This window comes from Mesorhizobium sp. B264B1B, assembly GCF_020165765.1.
Taxonomy (GTDB): domain Bacteria; phylum Pseudomonadota; class Alphaproteobacteria; order Rhizobiales; family Rhizobiaceae; genus Mesorhizobium.
The window spans coordinates 18,881-43,137 of the sequence record NZ_JAIUIS010000018.1 but is presented as its reverse complement, the minus strand read 5'-3'; the positions used below and the strand labels follow the sequence as shown (position 1 = coordinate 43,137).

Here is a 24,257-nt window from a genome sequence, read left to right as displayed (position 1 = left end):
TTCTAGCTTTTCAGGAATGTCGTGAGTGCCGCGACAACGCCGCGATTGGCCTCTTCGGTGCCGACCGTCATACGCAGTGCGTTGGGAAAGCCATAGCCCGAAACACGCCGCAGTATGTAGCCGCGCTGGGTGAGATAATCGTCCGCCGCCGCGGCCGAATGCTTGCCGTCGTCAGGAAAATGAATGAGGAGGAAATTGCCGACGCTCGGCGTCACCCGCAACCCGAGCCCGGTCATCTGTTCGCTCAGCCAGGCCAGCCAGGTCTCGTTATGCGCGACGCTACGCTCGATATGGGCGCGGTCGCGGACGGCGGCGATGCCGGCCTCGATCGCCGTCGCATTGACGTTGAAGGGACCGCGTATGCGGTTGATCGCGTCGACGATGTGCATCGGCCCATACATCCATCCGATCCGCGCCCCGCCAAGTCCGATCTTGGAGAAGGTGCGGGTCATGACCACGTTCTGAGAGCTGCCCGCGAGCTCGATGCCGGCCTCATAGTCGTTGCGCCTGACATATTCGGCATAGGCGGCATCGAGCACCAGAAGCACGTTCTTCGGCAGGCCGGCATGCAGGCGGCGCACCTCCTGGAACGGCACGTAAGTGCCGGTTGGATTGTTGGGATTGGCGAGGAACACGATCTTCGTACGTGGCGTGACAGCCGCCAGGATCGCATCGATGTCGGCGCGCTCCTGGGTCTCCTTGACCGCGACAGGCGTCGCACCCGCCGACTGGATGTAGATCTTGTAGACCATGAAGGCGTGTTCGGTGAATATGGCCTCGTCGCCGGGCGCGAGATAAGTCTGCGCCAGCAGGCCGAGGATCTCGTCGGAGCCGTTGGAACAGATGATGTTCTGTGCGTTCAGACCATGCACCTCGGCGATTGCTTCGCGCAGGCGCCGGGCGGTGCCGTCGGGATAGACGTCGAGCTTCGCGGCGACCTCGCGCGCGGCCTCGATTGCCTTCGGCGAGGGGCCGAGCGGGTTCTCGTTCGACGACAGCTTGTGGACCTTGTCCACCCCGGCGGGGGCCGAGCTCTTGCCCGGCACATAGGCCTGGATGTCCATGATGCCCGCGCGCGGGGTTGGACGTGCCTTGTCCGGGGTCTGGCTCATATCGCAAAATCCGTCGAGAACGCTTCCGTCCTGGAAGCCGCTGCGGAAATACAAGCCATGGCCGGCAATGTCGAGAGGTGGCAGTGGTGCCAGCAGGCGGCATTGACGGCGAGGCAGGTGAGTTCTAGAAGGGCAGCGACAGTTCCGTGGTGATTTGGCCGGTCGGCTTGCAGCCACGTTAAACAATTCGCTAAAGGGCCGTTTGCGCGACGTAACCGGCTTTGCGAAGGCAATGCCGGTTTTTTATTGTCCGCGGCCGGCCGGACGAACGCGTCGGCGGCGCGGAGATCGGCAGCGATTTCCGCAAGGCAAGGGTGCAGCAAGAGAGACGAGATGGCCGCTCAGCGCGCTGGCAGAACCAACAACGAGGCAGACCAACCGTCGAGTCCGGTCGTGCGCTTCGGCGCCGACAAGCCGCTCAAGCTCGACGCCGGCACGCTGCTGTCGCCGTTCCAGATCGCCTACCAGACCTACGGCACGCTGAATGACGCCCGTTCCAACGCCATTCTCGTATGCCACGCTTTGACCGGCGACCAGCATGTGGCCAGCACCAATCCAGTGACCGGCAAGCCGGGTTGGTGGGAAGTGCTGATCGGCCCCGGCAAGATCATCGACACCAACCATTTCTTCGTCATCTGCTCAAACGTCATCGGCGGCTGCCTCGGTTCCACCGGCCCGGCATCCACCAATCCCGCCACCGGCAAGCCTTATGGGCTCGACCTTCCGGTCATCACCATCCGCGACATGGTGCGTGCCCAGCAGATGCTGATCGATCATTTCGGCATCGAAAAACTGTTTTGCGTGCTCGGCGGGTCGATGGGCGGCATGCAGGTGCTGCAATGGGCGTCGAGCTATCCGGAGCGTGTTTTCTCGGCGCTGCCGATCGCCACCGGCGCGCGGCATTCCTCGCAGAACATCGCTTTCCACGAGGTCGGCCGGCAGGCCGTGATGGCCGACCCCGAATGGCATGGCGGCAAGTATTTCGACCACGGCAAACGCCCGGAAAAGGGGCTCGCCGTGGCGCGCATGGCCGCCCACATCACCTACCTGTCGGAAGCAGCCTTGCACCGGAAGTTCGGCCGCAACCTGCAGGACCGCGAAGCGCTGACCTTCGGCTTCGACGCCGATTTCCAGATCGAGAGCTATCTGCGTCACCAGGGCATGACTTTCGTCGACCGCTTCGACGCCAATTCCTATCTCTATATGACGCGGTCCATGGACTATTTCGACCTCGCCGCCGACCACGGCGGCAGGCTGGCCGATGCTTTTGCCGGCACCAAGACCCGCTTCTGCCTGGTGTCGTTCACCTCGGATTGGCTGTTCCCGACCGAGGAGAGCCGCTCGATCGTCCATGCGCTGAATGCCGCCGGCGCGTCGGTGTCCTTCGTCGAGATCGAGACCGATCGCGGGCACGACGCCTTCCTGCTCGACGAGCCGGAACTGTTCGCCGCCATCAATGGCTTCATCGGCTCGGCCGCGCGAGCGAGAGGGCTCGGCGCATGACCCCGCAAAATTGCAGACCTGTCCATCAAGGGTCACGCACCACGACAAGGGGCAAGCCATGAGCGTCAACCGCGCCCAGCGCGTCGATCTCGAGGTGATCGCCGGTCTGATCCCGCCGCAATCGCGGGTGCTGGACGTCGGCTCCGGCGACGGCTCGCTGCTCGAGCTTTTGCAGGAAACCAAGCAGATCGACGGCCGCGGACTGGAGCTGTCGCAGCGCGGTGTCAACGAATGCGTGGCGCGCGGCCTTTCCGTCGTTCAGGGCGACGCCGACAAGGATCTTGAATTCTATCCCGACAAGGGTTTTGATTTCGTCGTCCTGTCGCAGACCTTGCAGGCGACCCGCAACCCGAAGCTCGTTCTCGACGAACTGCTCAGGATCGGCGAACACGCCATCGTTTCCTTCCCCAATTTCGGCCACTGGCGGGTGCGCCTGTCGCTGTTCGTCAAGGGCCGCATGCCGGTGACCAAGGACCTGCCCTATTCCTGGTACGACACGCCGAACATCCACTTCTGCACCATCCGCGACTTCGTCAATCTGTGCGAGGAGCTTGGCGCGACCGTGGAAAGGGCGACCGCGCTCGACGCCAACGGCCAGAAGATCGGCCTGTCGATGCCATGGTGGTTCTGGAACTTCTTCGGCCAGCAGGCGGTGTTCTTGTTGAAGCGATAAGGGCCATCCCGGAGGTGGCTATGACACCCCCTTTTCGGGCGAAGTCGAGCTGCAGGCTGATCTCTGCGACGAAGGTCATCAGCAGGTTGGAACGCATAGCCCGGCGAAGGCTCAGCGATCGAGCTCCGGGAAATACGGATCCGACAAGAACCGTCTGTCGCGTTCGCCTTGCAGGCAGTCGATCGGAGCCTCGGCTTCGGCGGGAATGATCCTGGTCTCGTTCTGAACGCCGCTCACTTCGAGAATCAGCTTGCGCCGGATTGCCGTCGAAAATTCGGCGGCTGTATAAATCGGCAGCACGAAGGAGCCCGGCCCGCCGGTGACGCACTGGGCGTAATACCGGTCGAGGTGGCTGAAGGTGGGCGATGGATTGATCAGGATCGGCAGGCCGTTGATGACGATGCCTCTGGCGTTTGCCGCATCCCGCGTGGCGGTGACGGGCGGCCCGATATTGTTCGGTCCGTCACCGGAAATATCGATGACGCTGCGTTCGCTTTTGTAAGCGGTGCGGTCGAAGAGCCCCGCGCCGAAGGCGAGCGCGCCGGAGATCGACGTGCCGCGGAAGCTGCGGAACGGACGAGCCGCTATCTTGTCGGCAAAGGCGTTAGCGCTCTCGGCGCCGTCGATGACCTGCCAGCCGATGAGCGCGTCGTCGCGCACAGTGCCGGCCCATTCGAAATAGGTGAGCGCGATGCGACCGGCGTTCCCGGCGCGGACCGCCTTGATGAAGTCGGGATGACGCAGCGCCTCCACATAGCCGGCGCGCTGCAGGGCGAACTCCTTCTCGTCCATCGACAATGAGATATCGACCGCCAGCACCAGTTGGACATCAACGGCCAGACTATCCGGCGCAGGCGCAGTCACGGCGGCCTCGGTGCAGGCCAGGCAGGCAAGCAGGCTGAGAGCATCAAGCATGGCCGGCTCAAGCGATGTTTCCGCCGCAATCTTCCGTCGCGATCACGGCGAAATAAAGCTGCCGCATGGCGTGCCGCGGGCCAGCCCGAACAGATGCCGGAAGTGCTATTTCTTGCGGCGAGGAGCGGCCGGCGGCGGCTCGATCGCGCCTGCCCTTATACGCGCGGGCTTCAGGGCCGGCACGCTGGACGCCTTTACGATGGTCAGCGCGCGCGGGAAGAACTGATTGTTGTGCTGCCCGCGGCCGATATTGAGGATCGTCGCCCCGCCCAGCCGCTTCTCCAGCGTCGACAGGACCCGCCGCAGTGTCGGTCCGTCGAAGGCATCGAGAGCCTCATCGATGATCACCCATTTCGGCTGCCGCAGCACGAGCCGGGCGAAGGCCAGCAGGCGCAGTTCGTCGTCGGCCAGTTCATGCTCCCAGCGCGCGCTACGGTCGAGCGACGACGACAGGCGCTCCAGGCCGATCTCGGCCAGCACGGCCGAGATATCGGTATCGCTTGCCGGCGCAACCCCGTCCACGCGGTCGAGCACTTCGCGCAGCGTGGCGGTTGGGAAGTAGGGCGTGCGCGGCACGAAGATAGGCACCTCCCCCGCCGGCATGCCGATGCGCCCGCTCCCCCACGGCCACAGGCCGGCAATGGCGCGAAAGAACAGCGTCTTGCCCGCGCCAGGCTCGCCGGTGAGCATGACGCGTTCGCCGGCGTGGATCTCGACATGCTGGTCGGCGAGCCTCGTGCAGCCCCCCGGCGAGGCCACTTCGAGTTTCTCGAAGGTCAGCTTGCCGTTTGCATTCTCGCCGAATTCGATGCGCCTTTCCTGGTCGTGCAGCACATCGGTCTCATCCAGCGCAATGCGGAAATCGGCGACGCGCATCAGCGTCGCGCGCCAATCGGCGATGCTGCCGATATTGTTGATGAACCAACGCAATGAAGAATGGACCTGATTGAAGGCGCCGACCGCCATCATCAGTCCGCCGAAGCTGATATCGCCCGCGAAATAGACCGGCGAAGCGACCAGGATGGGAGCCACCACGGTGATCCAGCCATAGGTGTCCGTCACCCAGGCGAGATTGATCTGGGCGTTATAGATGCGTCGCATGGCGCCGAGCACGGTGCCCAGGTCGGTTTCCAGCCGCCGCCTGGCATCGGGCTCGCTTCGGGCGAGCGCGATGGCATCGATGTTCTCGTTGACGCGCACCATCGAGGAACGCAGCTCCGCCTCGCGTGTGTAGCGGTCGCTGTTGAGGTGGATCAGTGGCCGTCCGACCAGCCAGCTCAGCCAGGAAGCCGTTCCGGCATAGAGGATGGCCGCCCACACCATGTAGCCCGGTATGGCGAGCGATGTCCCGCCGACATGGAAGACGAAGCCCGAGGACAGCTCCCACAACACGCCGACGAAGGAGATGAGCAGGATTAAGGATTGCAGCAGACCCACGCCAAGATCCGTCGACAGGTCGGAAAGATGGCTCGCATCCTGCTGCATGCGCTGGTCGGGATTGACTCCGATGGCGCCCGCATGCGCCAGGCGAAAGGCGCGCGCCGGCCGCATCCATCCATTGATCAGATCGAGCGTCAGCGCCTCGCGCAGCTTCAGCCGGATCGTCTGATTGAGCCAGGTTTGGCCGACATTGAGCACAAGAAGCCCACCGGCAATGGCGGCAAAAATGGCGAGCTGGTGCAGGAAGGCCTGCATGTCGCGACGTGCAAGCGCATCGTAGAAAGGCTGGTTCCAGCGGTTGAGCAGAACCTGGCCGATCGAGGTCGCGACAATGACGGCAACCATTCCGATGGAGGCCCAGCGTAGCCTTTTGCGGACCGGCGACCCGGCAAGCGCCAGCTTGATCGTCGCCACCTGATCACGCAGGCTCGAAGCTTCGACCGCAGCGATAGGCCGGGCAGAGGCATCATTGTCCGGATAATCGGCCATGAGCTGAAGTCCTTGCGTTCAAAAGCGGTGCTGAAAACCGGATGAAGTGTAGTGACGCCACCGGTCACTCAGCCAGGCTGCGAGCCCGTCAGCGACAGATAGGTCGCGAAATGCCGTCCGGCGCAAGTTTCCGGCATGATCACGAAGGTGTCATTCGCGGACTCGGCGATGTCGTGGCCCCGGTCTCTATTCGCCGGCCGAGCCGCGTTGCTGCATGCGGCGAAAGCACCGGCACGAAAACGCGTCGCGAAGCGCGCTGGGCGGCCGGCACGCCCTGATAGAGCCGCTTCTGCGCCTCGACCACGATGACGCCGGAGAAGATCGGCCACAGCCGCCGGCCGGCGCGCTCCAGCATATTGTGGAAGCGCATCATGAAACGCCGCCGCGATGGCGGAAAGAACAGGGCGTCGGACCAGGCGGCGGGCGTGAAATTCGCCTCGCGCAGCAATTCGGTGAGCTGACCGCGCGAGAAGGGCCTGCCATTGCCGAACGGCGTATGTTCGAACCGCGCCCAGACGCCGCGCCGGTTGGGCACGACGATGACCACCCGGCCGGCCGGCGACAGCACGCGCCAGATCTCGTTCAGCGTTTCGCGCGGGTTTTCGACATGCTCGAGCGAATGCACGAGCAGCATGCGGTCGATGCAGGAATCGACCAGCGGCAGTTCCTCGTCGAAAACCAGAGCCGTCGCCGTCGGTCCCGCCGCCGGCCAGACCACGGCGCCCTGCGTCGCCGGCATGAAGGCGAACACCCGCTCGGCGTCGCTGCCGAACCGTTCCAGCCAAGGCAAGGTGTAGCCGAGCCCGACAAGCCGCTCATTGGGCACGGTGGCCCATATCGATGACAAGGCCATGGTGATCGAATGCTCGGCGAAGCGACCGAGCGCTGTCGAATAGAAGGAGCGGAGATCGACGATGTCGGAATGCATGTCAGGGATGTAGCCGCGATATCGGCGGGTTTCAACAAAAGGCCGCGACGTCCCGAGATCCCGGATGTCGAATGACATCCTGACATTAGTCATCTCCGGGATGACATCCGCGCGTCGGCGTCCTATGTCTGCGGCGAAAGATGGAGAGATGCGATGGCGGTCGAAATCGAACAGTTCATGTGCCGCAGCGACAATTTCGGCGTGCTGGTGCATGACCCCAAAAGCGGTCAGACCGCGCTTATCGATGCGCCGGAAGAAGCGGCGATCCTGGCTGCGGTCAAGCGCACCGGCTGGACGCCGACGATGATCCTGACCACGCATCACCATGCCGACCATGTCGAGGCCAATCTGGCGCTGAAGCAGCGCTTCAAGCTGCGCATCGTGGGTCCCGAAGCCGAAAAGGCCAAGATTCCCGGCATTGACGACACTGTCGAGGACGGTTCGATCCTGCATCTCGGCGAGGAGCGCATCGAAGTGATCGCCACCCCCGGCCACACCGCCGGCCACGTCTCCTATCACCTGCCGGCATCGAAAGTGGCGTTCACCGCCGACACGCTGTTCGCGCTCGGCTGCGGGCGGCTGTTCGAATGCAAGCCGCCGGTGATGTATGGATCCCTGAAGAAGCTCGCGGCACTGCCTGCCGCGACCGTGATCTATTGCGGGCACGAATACACGCTCGCCAACGCCCGTTTCGCGCTGAGCGTCGACCGGACCAATTCGGCATTGAAGGAACGCGCGGCAAAAATTGAAGCGCTGCGCGCCGATAACAAGCCGACGCTGCCGACCACGATCGGCGAGGAATTGTCGACCAACCCTTTCCTGCGCTGGCACGATCCGGCAATCCGCAGGCATCTCGGCATGGAGAAGGCGTCGGATGTCGAGGTTTTTGCCGAGATCCGCAAGCGCAAGGATAATTTCTAGGCCAAGCGACACTGGTCGAAACCATGACGAGTTCCGCAGAAATCATCGCCATCCTTGGCATGAAGCCGCATCCGGAAGGCGGCTGGTACACGGAAACCTTTCGCGACGGTGGCGGCGGAGCTCGAGGCCACTCGACGGCGATCTATTTTCTGCTGGAGCAGGTCCAGGTTTCCGCCTGGCATCGCGTCAGGGATGCAGCCGAGGCCTGGCACTTCTACGCCGGCGCGCCGCTGGCGCTGTCGATATGGGAAGAAGGCGGCCCAAAGGCTAACCGGGTGATCGAGCAGGTGCTCGGCATCGAGCTTGCGGCCGGCGAGCGGCCGCAAATCGTCGTGCCGGCGGGCTGGTGGCAATCGGCGCGCAGCCTGGGCGAGTGGACCCTGGTCGGCTGCACCGTGGCGCCGGGCTTCGACTTTGCGGCGTTTGAACTGGCGGAGCCTGGTTGGCGGCCTAAACAGCTCTGACGCAGCCGGAAACCCTTAGCGCAGCAGGAAACCAAGCGTGATCACGAGCTGCGCGGCGTAGTAAAGCACCCAGACCGCCAAACGCATCCAGGCGCGATGTGGCGAAATGGCGGCCGCCAGGAAGCGTTCCGTGGCCAGCAGCGCGTCGGACGCCATGAACAGCACGGCACCGCCGATAACAGCGGCACTGCTCGTCGTCAGCGCCGAAATGCCCATGGCGAGGATGGCCGCGACATAGCCCGCGATCGGCGCTCGCAGGGCCGGGCCGACGCGGCGCCACAGCGCCGCCAGCATGAGAATAACGAATACCGCCATCGCCAGTGCGATTGCCGCGCGCCAGGGTTCGGCCCCCAGCACTCCCAGCCCCTCGCCCCTGCGCAGGAACAGCACGACATAGACGATATGCGCGGCGAGAAAGCTGCCCAGCCCGCCGAGAAACATCTTTTCGCCATCCCGCGACAGGAAGGCGTCGCCGATGGCGCTCAGTGCAAGGGCGGCGACCAGCAGCAGCGGCCCGCCCTGCATCGCCGCCAGCACGGCAAGCATGGCCACGGCGAGCGTTTTTGCCGCCGAACGGGCGAGCGTCGGCGCCATGCCTGATGTGAAGGCGTAGACAACCGCCGCCACCAGGGAAAAGATCAGCGTCGCATTGGCGTTGCCGTCGATGCCGCCCGGAAACGGCATCGTCATGCCCGGGCTCCGCCTTCGGATGCCCCGGCTCCGCCTTCGGCAGCCGCAGGCTTGCGCAGGAACAGCGATTTTGCCGCCAGGGCAGCGCCGCCGGTGATGAGCACGCAAGCGGCGAGGATGCGCAGCGACGGTTCGGCGACGCCGGCCGCGATCAACACCAGCGTCGACAGGAGCGGCGCGGCATAGCTTGCCGCGCCCAGCACCTGGATGTTGCCGCGCTTGACCCCGACATCCCAGGCATAGAAGGCTGCCCCCACTGGCATCAGGCCGAGCCCGAGCACGGCAAGCCATTGCCCGGCACTCGCGGGCAGCACCGTCTCTTCCAGCGCCAGATGGCAGGCAAGCGACAACAGCGCGGTCGCCGCGCAGAACCAAGTGACGATGCTGGTCGGCACTGACGGGAAACGCCGCGACAGGAGCGAATAGGACGACCACAGCACGGCGCAGACGGCAGCCATGGCGTAGCCGAAGGCATAGCGCGCGTCGAAGGCGAGGCCGCCGCCCTTGGTGACGATGAGGACGGTGCCGGCAAGGCCAAGCAGCGCGCCGACGATATGGTTCCAGGCCAGCCGCTCGCCCGGCATCAGCGCCGAGCCGAGCACGATCAGCAGCGGCCACAGATAGGCGATCAGACTGGCCTCCACCGCCGGCGCGTTGCGCAGCGCGGTGAAGTAGAAAAAGTGGTAGCCGAAAAGGCCGGCAATGCCGATCACCCAGACCTGGCGAGGTATCCTCTGGCTTTTATCCGCGGCCGGCATGAAAAGGCGCGCGAAAAGCCCGACCCCGGTGCCGATCGAGAAGGTGATCGCCGACAAGAGGAACGGCGGCACCTTGCCGGATGCGTCCGTAAGCAACGCCAGCAGTGCCCACATGGCCACGGCCGAAAAGCCGATCAGTGTCGCGCGCCCCATTCTGTCTCCAGCGGCGCGCGTGGCGCCTTATTGTATTGCTTCGAAACGCCTGGCGCTGATGGTCAAGGTGCCGATCTGCGTCCCGACCGTCGCGCGGATCGGCGCATATACCCCGGTTTGGCCGAGCGGCGCAAATGTCACCATTATGCGGCTTTTGTTCTTGAGGTAGTTGAGCGCCTTGCGGCCCTTGCGGTAGCCGGCCACCGGCTCGAAACCCATCCGGCATGTGACGGTGTCGCCCTTGTAGCCGGGCACCGAGATCGACCCTTTTGAAGCGTAGCTCAGCGTCAGGTTGGCGCGCATCTCGCCGTCATACAGCCTCACGGTGCGGCCGCAGACCTTGTCGAGGCTGCCGGCATGGATGACGGTTGCCGCCATCGGATCGAGCACCGATGCCAGGTCGCCGGCGCCAAGCGGCACCCAACTGTCGGGATCGCGCTTTTCCGGCGCGGGAACGACCGTCGTCGAGATGACGTTGCCATTGGCAAAACGAATGTCGATGGCGGAGGCTTTCTTGCCGGAAGTGTAGTCCGCGCGGAACGCCTGCGGCACCATCTTCTGGCCCGAAATCGTACCCTTGGACGAGATCGTGCCGCGCGTGTCATCGAACAGCTTGGCGAGACCGGCCGCGGAAACGCTGCCGTCGATCGAGTAGACGCCGTTCTCATAATGGCTTGAAAAGCTTGATTTCGCGATAGAAAGGCCCAGAAACGACACTGTGTATTCGCCCCTGAAGGACTGCGGCGAGGCGGCCGTCGCAGGCGACGGCGAGGCGACGGCCAGCGCGGCGGCAAGGGCATGGGGCAAGCGAAGCATGGCGCGATCGGATCCTTGATTTCAACCGGAGGCGGACAACTCCGGTCTGGCATGTCCCTATGGAACCGCTTATACGACGAATTCCGGCCTTAGTATGAAATGCCGCTGGGCCAGGCTGGAGCTTGACGCATGGGCGAAATGCAACTATGGAACGCCAACTTTTTCCATAAGGCCGCTTGACCAGAACCGCGCGCCACCCGGCGTGGGCACGAAGGTTTGGCAGGTCCCCGAGAGAACTGAAGGTTAGAACCATGTCCCGCACCTGCGAACTCACTGCCAAGGCAGTCCAGACCGGCAACAATGTGAGCCACGCCAACAACAAGACCAAGCGTCGCTTCCTGCCGAACCTCGTCAATGTGACGCTGATTTCGGAAGCGCTGAACCAGAATGTGCGCCTGCGCATTTCCGCCAACGCGCTGCGTTCGGTCGAGCATCGCGGCGGTCTCGACGCCTTCCTGGCCAAGGCTGACGTCAAGGAGCTGTCGCAGCGCGCGCGCCTCTTGAAGAAGCAGATCGCCAAGAAGCTCGCCGAGCAGGCTGCCGCGTAAACTGCCTTCAGGCGGGGGACAACCGCCCTGGCCAACCTCTTGTTGGCCTTGGACATCGGGTCGCCGTCCGCAAGGCGGTTTCGGAAATCCGATGCTCGAACAAAGCGAGCGCGATCCGGTTTCGGCATGACGCTCCGCTGGTTCCATTACCCAGGATAAAAAAATGACTTCCTTCTCGCGATACCTGCCCTTCGTGGCCGCCATGGCGCTTGTCGTCGTGGCATCGAATATCCTCGTGCAGTTCCCGATGCAGGGTCGGATCGGCGGCTTGTCGCTGGCCGACCTGCTCACCTGGGGCGCGTTCACCTACCCGTTCTCCTTTCTGGTCACGGACCTTGCCAACCGCCGCTACGGGCCTGCCGTGGCGCGCCGGATCGTCTTTGTCGGCTTCATGACGGCGGTGGTCTGCTCGGTCCTCGTGCCGCCCTTCCTGTTCCGCCATGGTTTCATCGAGTTCGAGACCGCCGCCGACCGGCTGGTGCGCATCGCGGCGGCGTCCGGCGCGGCCTTCCTCACCGCGCAATTGCTAGACGTGACCGTGTTCAACCGTCTGCGCCGACAGAGCTGGTGGCGGGCGCCGATCGTCGGCACGCTGGTCGGCTCGGTGTTCGACACCGTCGTGTTCTTCAGCGTCGCTTTCTCCGCGGCTTTCGCCTTCGTTGGCCCAAGCGACAGTTTTGCGCTGGAAACGGCGCCGCTGATGGGCGTGCTGCCGGTCGAGGCCATGCGTTGGGTCTCTTGGGCGCTTGGCGACCTCAGCGTGAAGCTGATCATCGCCGTCGTGGCACTGATCCCCTATCGGCTGCTCGCCGCCCGCTGGAGCCAGCCGGCTGTTGCTGCGGTCTAGGCCGTGATTCCCTGGATCCAGCTGGACTCCGCGAAAACCCCGGATGGCGCGCAGGAGCTTCGGCTCAAGCGGCGCGGTTCCGAATTCTCGATCATGCTGGGCACCAACGAGTTGATGAACAGCCGCCTCAGCGGCTCGGAAGAAGCGTTGGCCAGGCTCTCCTGTCGGAGGATCGCCGGCCGCAGACAGCCGAGAATGCTGATCGGCGGGCTTGGCATGGGTTTTACGCTGCGCGCCGCTCTCGCCGAGTTGGGCGAGAATGCCGAAATCACTGTCGCGGAGTTGGTGCCGGCGGTCGTCGCGTGGGCACGAGGGCCGATGGCCGAGCTGTTTGGTGGCTGCCTCGACGATCCGCGCGTCATCGTTCGGGAGGCCGATGTCGGGCAGTTGATAAGACCCCGGCCCGCGGCATGGGACGCCATCCTGCTAGATGTCGACAACGGCCCGGACGGCATCGTTCACAAATCCAACGACGCGCTTTACAGCCTGCAAGGCCTGGCGGCAGCGCGCATCGCACTGAAGCCTGGCGGCGTGCTTGCGGTGTGGTCGCAAGGGCCGGACAGCGGCTTCACCCGGCGGCTGAAGCAGGCAGGTTTCGCGATCGAGGAGGTGAGCACGCGCGCCAACGGCAAGCGCGGCGCGCGCCATGTCATCTGGATCGCCACCAACGGCTCGCGACCTGAGCGGACGCCGTCATTTGATGAATAGTCGACCAAATCGAAGCCGGCGTTGAATACCTTCAACTTCAGCTTCGCAGTTGGAGCGCCAAATCAGTCCTGGTGCAAAATGAATTCCAGGTAGAGATTGCGCTGCAGGATCGAGTGGTTGTCGTCGGAGATCAGCGACACCATCAGCGCGCCGTCTTCGCGCTTCCAGACGTCGAGCCCTTCCATATTGTCGATCTGGTAACCCATATCGGCTTCCAGCAGCACCGGACCGTCGGCGACCGCGCCCTTCTCGACGGTCTCGCCATCAATGCGCCGCAGCCGCATCTTGAGGCCTCCTGCCATCGTGAAACTGCGCTCCAGCAGCAGAAGGTCGCCATCCGGCAGGAAAGCCCCATCGGTGATATCGAAATCGCCGTTGCGCTTGACGGTGAAGACGCCCTTGTGCGGACCTTCGATGATGGCGGCATAGATGTTGCCGGCCTTGTCCAAGCTCTTTTCCGACACCACGACCAGGCCGCCTTGGTGGCGGCCATTGGCATTGGCGTGGGTGACGGTCTCGAAGCCTCGGTTCCGGCGCAGCTCCCATGCCGGAACCAGGAAATCCATCTGCCTGAACGGCGCCTTCATATCGTCGGGGCCAATTTTGAACTGGGCGACGCGATGGTTGCGCTCGAAACCCACGGTGGCAATGCCGTCCTTGACGGAAAGCCCCTCGGCATCGACTTCCGATTTCTCGTCGATCGGCTGGCCCGATGCATCGACCATCTGTTCCATGCGGAAGTCCCCGATGCCTGACGGGCGCTTGTCCGCATCATGGGTCACGGTGCCGAAGAACCAGAATCCGGTATCGGCGACGCCGACGAAGTCGCGACCGCCTTTCAGGAAACGGAAGGCCGACAGCGCGCCGAAATCGCGCGACGGCGACGTCATCTCCAGCCCGCCGACGAATTCGAGCGGACCGAATTGCTTGTCGGCACGGCCTATACGGAATTCGGTGATCGGGCGGGCTAAGACCTCGACCGGTTCAACCGAGGTCGCGCCGGCCGAACTGGATGGCACCGGGGCTGCACCGGCAAACAGGGCGATGGCGGCGAAAAGTGCTTGTCGAAATCCGCCGTGCGAAAAGATCATCCGGCGCGCCGCATGCCGCCGCGCCGCGTATCGCGTGCGCTTTCCTCGGCGAACAGCGAAGCCAATTGCTCGGTCATGGCGCCGGCCAGTTCCTCGGCATCGACAATGGTGACGGCGCGCCGGTAATAGCGGGTGACGTCATGGCCGATGCCGATGGCAAGCAGCTCGACCGGCGAACGCGTCTCGATCAGTTCGATGACAGCGCGCAGATGGCGCTCGAGATAATTGCCTGGATTGACCGACAGCGTCGAATCGTCGACCGGCGCGCCGTCCGAGATCATCATCAGGATCTTGCGCTGCTCCGGCCGGGCGATCAGCCGGTTATGCGCCCACAGCAGCGCCTCGCCGTCGATGTTTTCCTTGAGCAGGCCCTCGCGCATCATCAGTCCGAGATTGCGCCGTGCCCGCCGCCAGGGATGGTCGGCCGACTTGTAGATGATGTGGCGCAGGTCGTTCAGCCGACCCGGATTCGGCGGCTTGCCGTCCTTCAGCCACTTCTCGCGGGCCTGCCCGCCTTTCCAGGCGCGTGTGGTGAAGCCCAGAATCTCGACCGAAACGCCGCAGCGTTCCAGCGTGCGCGCCAGAATGTCGGCGCAGGTGGCGGCCACGGTGATCGGCCGGCCGCGCATGGAACCCGAATTGTCGAGCACCAGCGTCACCACCGTGTCGCGGAATTTGGTGTCGCGCTCCTGCTTGAAAGACAGCGGCTGCATCGGATCGATGACGACGCGCACCAACCGTGCCGGGTCGAGATAGCCCTCTTCCAGGTCGAAATCCCACGACCGGTTCTGCTGCGCCATCAGGCGGCGCTGCAAACGGTTGGCCAGCCGGCCGACGACGCCGGACAGGTTGGCGAGTTGCTTGTCGAGGAAAGCGCGCAGCCGGTCGAGTTCTTCTTCCTCGCAAAGCTCCTCCGCCCCCACCGTCTCATCGAAAGCTGACGTGAAGACCTTGTAATCGATCTCCTTCGGCAGGTTGGTGAAAGGGTTGTCGTTGCGGCGCGCCTCGCCGGGCGTCTCGGCATCGGCATCGTCGTCGTCGGACAAATCGTCGGCAGTGGCGTCGGAGGCTTCGGTCTCGGCCGACTGCTCGTCGTCAGCGGAAGCCTCGGCATCCTCGGACTGCGACTGTTCGGAGCCGGAATCGTCCTCGCCGCCTTCCTCGCTCTGTTCCTCGCCTTGCGGCTGGTTATCGTCATTGTCCTCCGAGTCTTCGGTCTCCTGCTCGTCGCCGAGTTCCTCGGCCATTTCCATGGAGGCGAGCATTTCACGCACGACGCGGGCGAAGGCCTGCTGGTCGTCGAGCTTGGACGACAGCCCGTCGAGGTCGGCGCTCGCCTTTTCCTCGACCCAGGGGCGCCAGAGCTCGACCAGCCGCTCGCCGCTCTTGGGGATCGGCCGGCCGGTCAGTTTCTCGCGCACCATCAACGCCAGCGCCTCCTCGATCGGGGCGTCGGCCTTGTCCTTGACGTCGACGAGATTGGCCTTGGCGTATTTGTCCTCCAGCATCGAGCCTATATTGTCGGCGACCCCTTGCATGGCGCGGCTGCCGATCGCCTCGACGCGCGCCTGTTCGACCGCGTCGTAGATGGCGCGGGCCGCCTTGCCTTCCGGCGCCAGTCTGCTGTGGATGCGCACGTCATGGCAGGCGCGCTTGAGCGCCATGGAATCGCCGAGGCCGCGGGTGATGGCTATGTCGGCCTTGGACGCTTTCTTGGGCAATTCCGGCAGCCGGGCGCGGCTGCCGGCGAGCGCCGGGCGGTCCTTGGCGAAGCCGACTTCCAGCTCCTTGTCTCCGGCGATGGCGCGCATGCAGACGGTGACAGCACGCTTGAAGCTGTCGGCTTCAGAGCCCGTCTTCGACTTGTTGCGCGTATTGTCGCCCGGACCCGCCATCGAGGCTCTGCTTAGCCCAGCACCACATTGGCGGCGCTCTCCGGCAGATCCTCGCCGAAGGCGCGCTGGTAGAACTCGGCCACCACCGAGCGCTCCAGTTCGTCGCATTTGTTGAGGAAGGTCAGCCGGAACGCCATGCCGATATTGCCGAAGATCTCGGCATTCTCCGCCCAGGTGATGACGGTACGCGGGCTCATCACGGTCGACAGATCGCCATTGATGAAGGCCGAGCGCGTCATGTCTGCGACGCGCACCATCTTGTTGACGATGTCCTTGCCCTTGCCGTCGCGATAGTGCTTGGCCTTGGCCAGCACGATGTTCACCTCATTGTCGTGCGGCAGGTAGTTCAGCGTGGTGACGATCGACCAGCGGTCCATCTGCGCCTGGTTGATCTGTTGGGTGCCGTGGTAGAGGCCGGTGGTGTCGCCCAACCCGACCGTGTTGGCGGTCGAGAACAGCCGGAACGCCGGATGCGGACGGATGACGCGGCTCTGGTCGAGCAGCGTCAGCCGACCCGACGATTCCAGCACGCGCTGGATCACGAACATCACGTCCGGACGGCCGGCGTCATATTCGTCGAAGCACAGCGCCACATTGTGCTGATAAGCCCAAGGCAGGATACCGTCGCGGAATTCGGTGATCTGCAAGCCGTCCTTGACCACGATCGCGTCCTTGCCGACGAGGTCGATGCGGCTGACATGGCTGTCGAGATTGACGCGCACGCAAGGCCAGTTGAGGCGGGCCGCGACCTGCTCGATGTGGGTCGATTTGCCGGTGCCGTGATAGCCCGAGACCATGACGCGCCGGTTGTAGGCGAAGCCGGCGAGGATCGCCATCGTCGTCGCCTTGTCGAAAAGATAGTCGGGATCGATGTCGGGCACATGTTCGCTGGTGACCGAATAGGCCGGCACCACCATCTTGGAGTCGAAGCCGAATTTGTCCTTCACCGACACCGTGGTGTCGGGCAGGTTGGCGATGTCGCGATCGACCTTGTTCATCTCTATCCACGTCTCCACGGGCGAAACGACTGATTTCGCCGGCAATCGATTTTCTCCGGGGGCGGTCTTAGAGCCTTTTCCACCCTTATGAAAGTTGGAAAACGACACGAACCGTTGGGTCGCTCAGCACAAACCCGCCTGCTTGAGCACGCGATAGGCCTGGAGCACATCGCGGAACCGGTCTTCCGAACCTCTGTCGCCGCCATTCGCATCCGGATGGTGACGCTTCACCAGTTCCTTATAGCGCGCCTTGATCTCCTTGCCAGTCGCCTTTGTATCAAGGCCAAGCGTTTCCAGCGCCTTGGCCTCAAGCGGCTTGGCCTTGCGCTCGCGCACCTCCCGGGGATCCTTCGGCCCCTTGAACAGGTCGAACGGGTCGCGCATCCGGTTGTAGTAGCCGGCGCGGCCGGAGCGCATCTGCGCCATATCGGGAGACGAGCGCGTCGAGGCGCCGTTGACGCCCATCTTCCAGGTCGGCCGATGGCCGGTCATCGCCTCCTTCTGGAAACGGGCGACCTCGGTGTCCGGAACGCCGGAAAAATAGTTGAAACCCTTGTTGTACTCGCGCACATGGTCGAAGCAGAAGCGGAAATACTCGCCCTCCTTCATGCGCCCGACCGGAGCGCGATGGGTGCCCGCCTCCTTGCAGCCATCCCACTGGCAGATCGGCGCGTGCGACTTCAGCTCCGCGTCCTTCTCCTGGCGGATGCGGATCTTCTCGAAATATTTGGGATACGGCTTCATCTAACCCATTTATGGGGCGTTCGCAGATGCGAAACAAGAATTGACATTTTCGCGATGATCGCCCTAACCGCTGAATCGCGGCATAAAGCAGGCGAAGGACCGATTTTGTTGAAGCGCGACATGCAACGAAGTCGGTTCGGCTTCCGCGATCCCGCTGGCGATATGTGGTGAAGGGAGACGGCAATGTCCATACAGGCAACCATGGAAGACAAGTTGAGCAAGGCATTTTCGCCGGAGCGGCTGGTCGTCATCAACGAAAGCCATCTGCACGCCGGCCATCATCATGTGGAATCCGGCCACCAGGCTACGTTCGACGGCACCGGCGAGACGCATTTCCGCGTCCGCATTGTTTCGCAGGATTTTGCCGGCATGAGCCGCATCGAGCGCCACCGCGCGGTCAACGCGCTTTTGGCCGACGAATTGAAGGCTGGCCTGCACGCGCTGGCGATCGAACCGGCGGCTCCCGGCGAAAAGACGCGCTGGTAGGCCGGTCCTCCTCGCTCCTCGCGGTGACGTTCAGAGCTCCGTTTCGATGCCGCAATCACCCAACCGCCGATTTCAGGAATGCCAGTGCCGCCCCGGTCAAGGCGTCGCCATCCTCGCCGAAATCGCGGTTGATCGACATGTGCGTATAGGCGCTGCCGTCGAACAGCGTCACCTTGGTGCCGGTGGCGCGCAAGCGCTCGGCGAACGCCTTGGAGTCCCCGTCCCGGCCCGAAGCGCCTGAGTAGGCGATGAAGGTCGGTGGGTGCTTGCGGCCATCTACATAACTGGCCGGCGACAACGCCGCCCATTGCGCGGGATCGGGGAAGGCCCGCGCATAGGCCCCCGCCATGCCGCCATTCCTGGCAAGCGCGGTGAGGTCATAGGCCCTGGTGTCGTCGAGAAGCAGCGCGGCGACACCCGGTAGACCGCCACGCATGCCGGTCAGCGCAACGAGGTGGCAACCGGCCGAATGGCCCATGGCCACGATCCGCCTGGCATCGCCGCCATGCCGGGCAATGTTGGCGCGGACATAGGCATAGGCCTTTTCGACATCGTCGGCCTGGGTGGCGACCTCCGCTTCGGGCAGCATGCGATAGTCGATGGAGACCAGGCAAAACCCGTTGGCGAGCAGGAAGGCCGGCTTCGCGTTGACCTGCGAGCGCTTGCCGGAGCGCCAGGCGCCGCTATGGACGAAGAAGACGACCGGCAATCCGCGTGCGCCATCCGGCGCATAGATATCGAGCTTGGCCGGCCCGTAATCGAAGGTTGTCGGCACGGGTTGGCGCTGGCCCCATGCGGCCGATGTGCCCAATGGCAACATCGCCGCCGCGGAGACCAGAATAAGGCCTCGTCGATCGATCATCGCAATCTCCCGATCGTTGGGCCCGATATGTAGACGAGGAATGCCCGCACGCACCACGAGCATCCCGTTAGACTTGGGAGTGCTCAACGATCTGATTCAACACCGTACCAGCCGCATCAATGCACTCGCTTTGCCGTTCGGTTCACGAAATCGATATTTGCCCTTGACGGTCTCCTCTGGCCATCACCACCTGAGATATCAGACGAGCATTGTAACTGTGTGCTGTCCAAGTTCGATGCAGATACACGCTCTCTCCAATGTGGAGGGAACCACAATGCATCCCGGTAGTTGAATGAGATGAGCCGGGCGGCAGCCAGAATGGCTCTGAGGGCAACCATCATGGGTGAGAACCAGTCCGACGTCTTCGATCTGTTTTCGGAGATTTATGCAAACGCGGGCCAGGAGGAAATAAGCCTCCAGCAGTATCTCCTTGCCTGCCGGGAAGACAAGTCAATGTATGCCTCGGCGCCGGAACGGATGGTCGAGGCAATCGGCGAGCCGAACCTGGTCGACACCAGCAAGGACGAGCGGCTCGGCCGCATTTTCTCCAACCGCACGGTCAAGGTGTATCCCACCTTCTCCGATTTCTACGGAATGGAGGATACGATCGAGCGCATCGCCGGCTATTTCCGCTATGCGTCCCAAGGGCTCGAGGAGCGCAAGCAGATCCTCTATCTCCTCGGGCCTGTCGGCGGCGGCAAGTCCTCCCTGGCCGAACGGCTGAAGAAACTGATGGAGGAACGCCCGATCTACACGCTTAAGGCCGGCAATCAGATCAGTCCGATTTTCGAATCGCCGCTCGGCCTGTTCCATCCCGATCGCATGGGCGACCTGCTGGAGGACAAATACGGCATAGCCCGGCGTCGCCTCAACGGCATTATCTCGCCCTGGGCGGCCAAGCGGCTTGATGAATTGTCTGGCGACATTTCCAAATTCAGCGTGGTGAAGTTGATGCCCTCGCGGCTGCGCCAGATCGCTATAGCCAAGACTGAGCCTGGCGACGAGAACAATCAGGATGTCTCGGCTCTGGTTGGCAAGGTCGACATCAGGCAATTGGAGGATTTCAGCCAGTCCGATCCGGACGCTTATTCCTACAGCGGCGGGCTGAACCGGACCACGCAAGGCCTGCTCGAATTCGTCGAGATGTTCAAGGCGCCCATCAAGGTCCTGCATCCGCTGCTGACGGCGACCCAGGAAGGCAGCTACAACGGCACCGAGAATTTCGGCGCATTCCCCTATCAGGGCATCATCGTTGCCCATTCCAACGAATCGGAATGGCAACAGTTCAAGAACAACAAGAACAACGAGGCCTTTCTCGACCGCATCCTCGTGGTCAAGGTGCCGTATTGCCTTCGGATCACCGAGGAGAGGCATATTTACGAGAAACTGTTGCGCGAGAGCGAGCTGGCCGGCAGCCCCTGCGCACCTGAAGTGCTGGATATTCTCAGCCGGTTCACGGTCTCGACCCGTCTTGCCGAGCACGACAATTCGCCGCTCTACACCAAGATGCGCGCCTATGACGGCGAAAACCTCAAGGAGGTCGACCCCCGGGCCAAGTCGGTTCAGGAATATCGCGACGCCGCCGGCGTCGACGAGGGCATGACCGGCGTAAGCACGCGCTTCGCCTTCAAGATCCTGTCGCAGACATTCAACTACGACACCAACGAGGTCGCGGCGGATCCCGTGCACCTGATGTACATCCTGGAAGAGGCGATCAAGCGCGAGCAGTTCCCAAAGGAGACGGAAGCGAGCTATCTCGAATTCATCAAGTCGGAACTGGCGACGCGCTATGCCGAGTTCATCGGCCACGAGATCCAGAAGGCCTATCTGGAATCATACAGCGAGTATGGCCAGAACCTATTCGACCGCTACATCGCCTATGCCGATGCCTGGATCGAAGATCAGGACTACAAGGATCCCGATACGGGCCAGATCCTCAATCGCGAGATATTGGACAAGGAGTTGTCGCAGGTCGAAAAACCGGCCGGCATCGCCAACCCCAAGGATTTCCGCAACGAAGTGGTCAAGTTCACGCTGCGTGCCCGGGCACGCAACCACGGCCGCAACCCGTCATGGACAAGCTACGAAAAGCTGCGCGAGGTCATCGAGAAGCGCATGTTCGGCCAGGTCGAAGATCTTCTGCCGGTGATCAGTTTCGGCTCCAAGCAGGACAGCGTCACGGAAAAGCGGCACAATGAATTCGTGCAGCGCATGGTGCAACGCGGCTACACCGAGCGGCAGGTACGGCGGCTGGTCGACTGGTACATGCGCGTGAACAAGGCGGGCTGAGAAAAGCCCGGATGGTTCCATGCCGATCTTCATCGACCGCCGCCTCAATCCGAAGGACAAGAACCTGGGCAATCGCCAGCGCTTTCTCAGGCGCGCGCGGGAAGAACTCAAGCGGAGCATCCGTGACCAGATAAGGACGGGCCGGATCGCCGATGTGGACAGCGGGCATGCCGTGCCGATGCCTCACAGAGGCACCAGCGAACCGACCTTCAGCGATGCCAGGGACAGTGGCCAGCGCCAGCACATCCTGCCAGGAAACAGGACGTTCATTCCCGGTGACCTGGTGCCCAAACCCGGGCAGGGCGGCGCAGGTTCCTCGTCGCCGGGAAACACGGCATCCGAGGACGACTTTCGCTTCGTGCTTTCGCGCGAGGAAGTTCTCGACCTCTTTTTCGAGGATCTCGAACTGCCGGATCTAGTCAAGCTCAATCTCAAGCAGATACTCGCATTCAAGCCAAGGCGGGCAGGTTTCGCGGCAACAGGATCACCGACCAACATTAATGTCGGGCGCACGATGCGAAACAGCCACGCCCGCCGTATCGCGCTTGGGCGCCCAAAGCAGCCGGAGCTGGATGCGATCCTCCAGCAGCTCGCCAAACTGGAATCGAAGCCGCCAAACGCCGCGACCCGCGAACGCATCTTGACTTTGCGGGAGGAACTCGAGCGGCTGGAGCGCCGCCGAAAGCGTATTGCCTTTGTCGATCCCGTCGACATCCGCTTCAATCGCTTCGACCCGCAGCCGGTGCCGAATGCCAGCGCCGTCATGTTCTGCCTGATGGACGTCTCCGGGTCGATGGGCGAGCGCGAGAAGGATTTGGCCAAGCGCTTCTTCGTTCTGCTGCACCTGTTCCTGACCCGACGCTATGAGCGCACGGAGATCGTCTTCATCCGCCACACGCACGAGGCCCAGGAGGTGGACGAAGAGACATTCTTCTACTGCACGCAAAGCGGAGGCACGGTTGTTTCCACCGCGCTGGAGGAAATGCAACGCATCATAGAACAACGCTATCCGGCCACGGAGTGGAACATCTATGCCGCCCAGGCTTCGGATGGTGACAATTTCGCCACCGACTCGCAGCGCTGCATAGAACTGCTCCATGGCAAGCTCATGCGCCTGTGCCAGTATTTCGCCTATGTGGAGATCATCGACGAACGCGAAAGTCATATTTTCGGCTCGACCGAAAATGGCACCTCGCTCTGGCGCGCCTATAGCGCCGTCGAGCAAAAATGGCCGAACTTCCAGATGAGGCGCATCGCCGCTCCGGCCGATATCTACCCGGTATTTCGCCAGCTTTTCGCCAGGCAGCCGGCTATGGCCAAGAGCGCGTAAGGGGTGCCGGATGGCTGGCCAGGCCAACAAATCGGGGTTGCTTTTCTCCGGATCCGACTGGGATTTCAAAAAGCTGTCGCGGGTCTATGAGGAGATCGAGGCGATTGCGGTCGACCAGCTTCATCTCGACACCTATCCGGTGCAGATGGAGGTCATCTCTTCCGAGCAGATGCTCGACGCCTACTCGTCGGTCGGCATGCCGCTGATGTACCGGCATTGGTCGTTCGGCAAGCATTTCCTCTACAACGAGCTTCTCTATCGCAAAGGCGGTCGCGGGCTGGCCTATGAATTGGTCATCAATTCCAATCCCTGCATCGTCTACCTGATGGAGGAAAACACCATGGCGCTGCAGGCCTTGGTGACCGCCCATGCAGCACTTGGACACAATCACTTCTTCAAGAACAATTACCTTTTCCGCCAATGGACGGATGCCGGAGGAATCCTGAGCTATCTGGACTTTGCCAAGGGCTACATCGCCCGGTGCGAGGAGCGGCACGGCCTGGCTGCCGTGGAAGCCATTCTCGATTCCGCACACGCGCTGATGGAGCAAGGCGTGTTCCGGTATCACCGGCCGCCGAAACTGTCGTCGGAGCAGCAGCGCGAGGGACTTCGCGAGCGCCTCGAATACGAGGAGCGTTCCTACAATGACTTATGGCGCACCCTGCCGCCCGCGCAGGACGCCGACAACTCCGAAGCGGGCGATGAAGGCGTGTCGGAGCGGAAGAAATCGCTCAATCTGCCCGAGGAAAACCTGCTCTATTTCCTTGAGAAGAACAGCCTTGTCCTCGAACCCTGGCAGCGCGAGATCCTCAGGATCGTCCGCGTCATTGCGCAGTATTTTTACCCGCAGCGGCAAACCCAGGTGATGAACGAAGGCTGCGCCACTTTCGTGCACTACACGCTCATGAACATGCTGTTCGACCGTGGCCGGATCACCGAAGGCGCGATGCTCGAAATCCTGCGCAACCACTCGAACGTGATCTTCCAGCCATCCTTCGACGACCAGCGGTTTTCCGGCATCAACCCCTACGCGCTCGGGCTTGACATGATGCAGGACATTCAGCGCATCTCGACCGAGCCGACAGCCGAAGATCGCGACTGGTTCCCGGACATAGCCGGCCGTGGCGACTGGCTTGAGACGCTGCTCGACGCCTGGGCCAACCACCGCGACGAATCCTTCATTCGCCAGTATCTCAGCCCGACCTTGATACGAAAATGGCGGCTCTTCGTCCTGGCCGATGGAGCCGACCAACCGCACTACGAAGTCGCATCGATCCACAACGAGCGCGGCTACAACAACATACGCGCCGCGCTGGCCCACAGCTATGATGTGGGCGCGAGCCGGCCCGACATCCAGGTTGTGGACGTGGACCTGCTCGGCGACCGGCATTTGCGGCTACAGCACAAGGTGAAGAATGGGGTCGTGCTGGAGAATGACAGCCGCGACGCGACCCTTCGCCACATCCGGCATCTCTGGGGCTATGAAGTCAGCCTGGCGGCCGTCGACGCCGACACCGACGCAATGGTCGGCGAACGCTCGACCAAGGACTGTTGAGCATCAGGGATGACGCGGTTGTGCGTGTCTGCGACACGATGG

23 protein-coding genes and 1 riboswitch are annotated in these 24,257 nt (G+C 62.9%); of the genes, 11 read left to right on the top strand and 12 right to left on the bottom strand.

Annotated features, from left to right (window positions below; genetic code table 11):
- Positions 1-2: 2 nt before the first annotated feature.
- Positions 3-1,112: a histidinol-phosphate transaminase gene (hisC, locus tag LB547_RS27725; protein WP_140584036.1), complete on the bottom strand. Its 1,110-nt coding sequence runs from the start codon at positions 1,110-1,112 to the stop codon at positions 3-5.
- Positions 1,113-1,248: 136 nt separating this feature from the next.
- Positions 1,249-1,326, top strand: a riboswitch (SAM riboswitch).
- A gap of 119 nt (positions 1,327-1,445) precedes the next feature.
- Here hisC and metX point away from each other — a divergent pair.
- Together metX and metW are read left to right on the top strand one after the other, a co-directional pair.
- The gene (metX, locus tag LB547_RS27720) at positions 1,446-2,615 is read left to right on the top strand and encodes a homoserine O-acetyltransferase MetX (RefSeq protein ID WP_140763179.1); all 1,170 of its coding nucleotides are present in this window, start codon (positions 1,446-1,448) and stop codon (positions 2,613-2,615) included.
- A 58-nt stretch (positions 2,616-2,673) separates the two neighbouring features.
- Positions 2,674-3,288, top strand: coding sequence for a methionine biosynthesis protein MetW (metW, locus tag LB547_RS27715; protein ID WP_140500775.1), 615 nt, complete (start codon positions 2,674-2,676; stop codon positions 3,286-3,288).
- Between the two features lie 111 nt (positions 3,289-3,399).
- Here the strand turns inward: metW and LB547_RS27710 are convergent, their stop codons facing one another.
- The 3 genes from LB547_RS27710 to LB547_RS27700 form a co-directional block, all read right to left on the bottom strand.
- The gene (locus tag LB547_RS27710; RefSeq protein ID WP_140633307.1) at positions 3,400-4,203 is read right to left on the bottom strand and encodes a DUF1194 domain-containing protein; all 804 of its coding nucleotides are present in this window, start codon (positions 4,201-4,203) and stop codon (positions 3,400-3,402) included.
- A gap of 105 nt (positions 4,204-4,308) precedes the next feature.
- Entirely contained in the window at positions 4,309-6,132 is a 1,824-nt protein-coding gene (locus LB547_RS27705) for an ABC transporter ATP-binding protein/permease (protein WP_140584033.1), read from the bottom strand.
- Between the two features lie 139 nt (positions 6,133-6,271).
- The gene (locus tag LB547_RS27700; protein WP_140500772.1) at positions 6,272-7,060 is read right to left on the bottom strand and encodes a class I SAM-dependent methyltransferase; all 789 of its coding nucleotides are present in this window, start codon (positions 7,058-7,060) and stop codon (positions 6,272-6,274) included.
- 153 nt (positions 7,061-7,213) lie between these two features.
- On the opposite strand from LB547_RS27700, the gene gloB reads away from it, so the two are divergent.
- The gene (gloB, locus tag LB547_RS27695) at positions 7,214-7,981 is read left to right on the top strand and encodes a hydroxyacylglutathione hydrolase (protein WP_140560165.1); all 768 of its coding nucleotides are present in this window, start codon (positions 7,214-7,216) and stop codon (positions 7,979-7,981) included.
- A gap of 23 nt (positions 7,982-8,004) precedes the next feature.
- Positions 8,005-8,445, top strand: a complete 441-nt coding sequence (locus tag LB547_RS27690; RefSeq protein WP_140584031.1) for a cupin domain-containing protein — start codon at positions 8,005-8,007, stop codon at positions 8,443-8,445.
- Between the two features lie 15 nt (positions 8,446-8,460).
- Here LB547_RS27690 and LB547_RS27685 read toward each other — a convergent pair whose 3' ends face one another.
- Genes LB547_RS27685 through LB547_RS27675 form a run of 3 tightly spaced genes read right to left on the bottom strand, consistent with a single transcriptional unit; the run spans position 8,461 to position 10,862 of the window.
- Positions 8,461-9,135: a lysoplasmalogenase family protein gene (locus LB547_RS27685; RefSeq protein WP_140525411.1), complete on the bottom strand. Its 675-nt coding sequence runs from the start codon at positions 9,133-9,135 to the stop codon at positions 8,461-8,463.
- On the bottom strand, positions 9,132-10,046 hold the full coding sequence (locus tag LB547_RS27680; protein ID WP_140525410.1) for a DMT family transporter: 915 nt from the start codon (positions 10,044-10,046) through the stop codon (positions 9,132-9,134). Before LB547_RS27680 ends, LB547_RS27685 begins: the two co-directional genes overlap by 4 nt.
- Positions 10,047-10,073: 27 nt before the next feature.
- Positions 10,074-10,862, bottom strand: a complete 789-nt coding sequence (locus LB547_RS27675; RefSeq protein WP_140500767.1) for a DUF3108 domain-containing protein — start codon at positions 10,860-10,862, stop codon at positions 10,074-10,076.
- A gap of 251 nt (positions 10,863-11,113) precedes the next feature.
- Between LB547_RS27675 and rpmB the strand changes: the two genes are divergently transcribed.
- The 3 genes from rpmB (at position 11,114) to LB547_RS27660 (ending at position 12,965) form a co-directional block, all read left to right on the top strand.
- On the top strand, positions 11,114-11,410 hold the full coding sequence (gene rpmB / locus LB547_RS27670) for a 50S ribosomal protein L28 (RefSeq protein ID WP_140500766.1): 297 nt from the start codon (positions 11,114-11,116) through the stop codon (positions 11,408-11,410).
- Between the two features lie 163 nt (positions 11,411-11,573).
- Positions 11,574-12,257 carry a queuosine precursor transporter gene (locus LB547_RS27665; RefSeq protein WP_140500765.1) on the top strand — a complete coding sequence of 228 codons (684 nt, stop codon included), beginning with the start codon at positions 11,574-11,576 and terminating at the stop codon, positions 12,255-12,257.
- A 3-nt stretch (positions 12,258-12,260) separates the two neighbouring features.
- Entirely contained in the window at positions 12,261-12,965 is a 705-nt protein-coding gene (locus tag LB547_RS27660) for a spermidine synthase (RefSeq protein ID WP_140763176.1), read from the top strand.
- Between the two features lie 62 nt (positions 12,966-13,027).
- Here LB547_RS27660 and LB547_RS27655 read toward each other — a convergent pair whose 3' ends face one another.
- The 4 genes from LB547_RS27655 to LB547_RS27640 form a co-directional block, all read right to left on the bottom strand.
- Positions 13,028-14,056 (bottom strand): esterase-like activity of phytase family protein, encoded by a 1,029-nt coding sequence (locus LB547_RS27655; RefSeq protein WP_140500763.1) that lies wholly within the window; start codon positions 14,054-14,056, stop codon positions 13,028-13,030.
- Positions 14,053-15,951, bottom strand: coding sequence for a cobaltochelatase subunit CobT (gene cobT / locus LB547_RS27650; RefSeq protein WP_140560161.1), 1,899 nt, complete (start codon positions 15,949-15,951; stop codon positions 14,053-14,055). Before cobT ends, LB547_RS27655 begins: the two co-directional genes overlap by 4 nt.
- Positions 15,952-15,962: 11 nt before the next feature.
- Positions 15,963-16,949, bottom strand: a complete 987-nt coding sequence (cobS, locus tag LB547_RS27645) for a cobaltochelatase subunit CobS (protein WP_140500761.1) — start codon at positions 16,947-16,949, stop codon at positions 15,963-15,965.
- Between the two features lie 123 nt (positions 16,950-17,072).
- Complete coding sequence (locus LB547_RS27640) at positions 17,073-17,693, bottom strand: J domain-containing protein (RefSeq protein WP_140500760.1); 621 nt, start codon at positions 17,691-17,693, stop codon at positions 17,073-17,075.
- Between the two features lie 183 nt (positions 17,694-17,876).
- Here LB547_RS27640 and LB547_RS27635 point away from each other — a divergent pair, with 183 nt between their 5' ends.
- Positions 17,877-18,179: a BolA family protein gene (locus LB547_RS27635; RefSeq protein ID WP_140560160.1), complete on the top strand. Its 303-nt coding sequence runs from the start codon at positions 17,877-17,879 to the stop codon at positions 18,177-18,179.
- Between the two features lie 55 nt (positions 18,180-18,234).
- Here the strand turns inward: LB547_RS27635 and LB547_RS27630 are convergent, their stop codons facing one another.
- Complete coding sequence (locus LB547_RS27630; protein ID WP_140763173.1) at positions 18,235-19,041, bottom strand: alpha/beta hydrolase; 807 nt, start codon at positions 19,039-19,041, stop codon at positions 18,235-18,237.
- 339 nt (positions 19,042-19,380) lie between these two features.
- Between LB547_RS27630 and LB547_RS27625 the strand changes: the two genes are divergently transcribed.
- Genes LB547_RS27625 through LB547_RS27615 form a run of 3 tightly spaced genes read left to right on the top strand, consistent with a single transcriptional unit; the run spans position 19,381 to position 24,215 of the window.
- On the top strand, positions 19,381-21,330 hold the full coding sequence (locus tag LB547_RS27625; RefSeq protein ID WP_140500854.1) for a PrkA family serine protein kinase: 1,950 nt from the start codon (positions 19,381-19,383) through the stop codon (positions 21,328-21,330).
- 19 nt (positions 21,331-21,349) lie between these two features.
- The gene (locus LB547_RS27620; protein ID WP_140500757.1) at positions 21,350-22,660 is read left to right on the top strand and encodes a YeaH/YhbH family protein; all 1,311 of its coding nucleotides are present in this window, start codon (positions 21,350-21,352) and stop codon (positions 22,658-22,660) included.
- Between the two features lie 10 nt (positions 22,661-22,670).
- On the top strand, positions 22,671-24,215 hold the full coding sequence (locus LB547_RS27615; protein ID WP_140500756.1) for a SpoVR family protein: 1,545 nt from the start codon (positions 22,671-22,673) through the stop codon (positions 24,213-24,215).
- Positions 24,216-24,257: the final 42 nt, after the last annotated feature.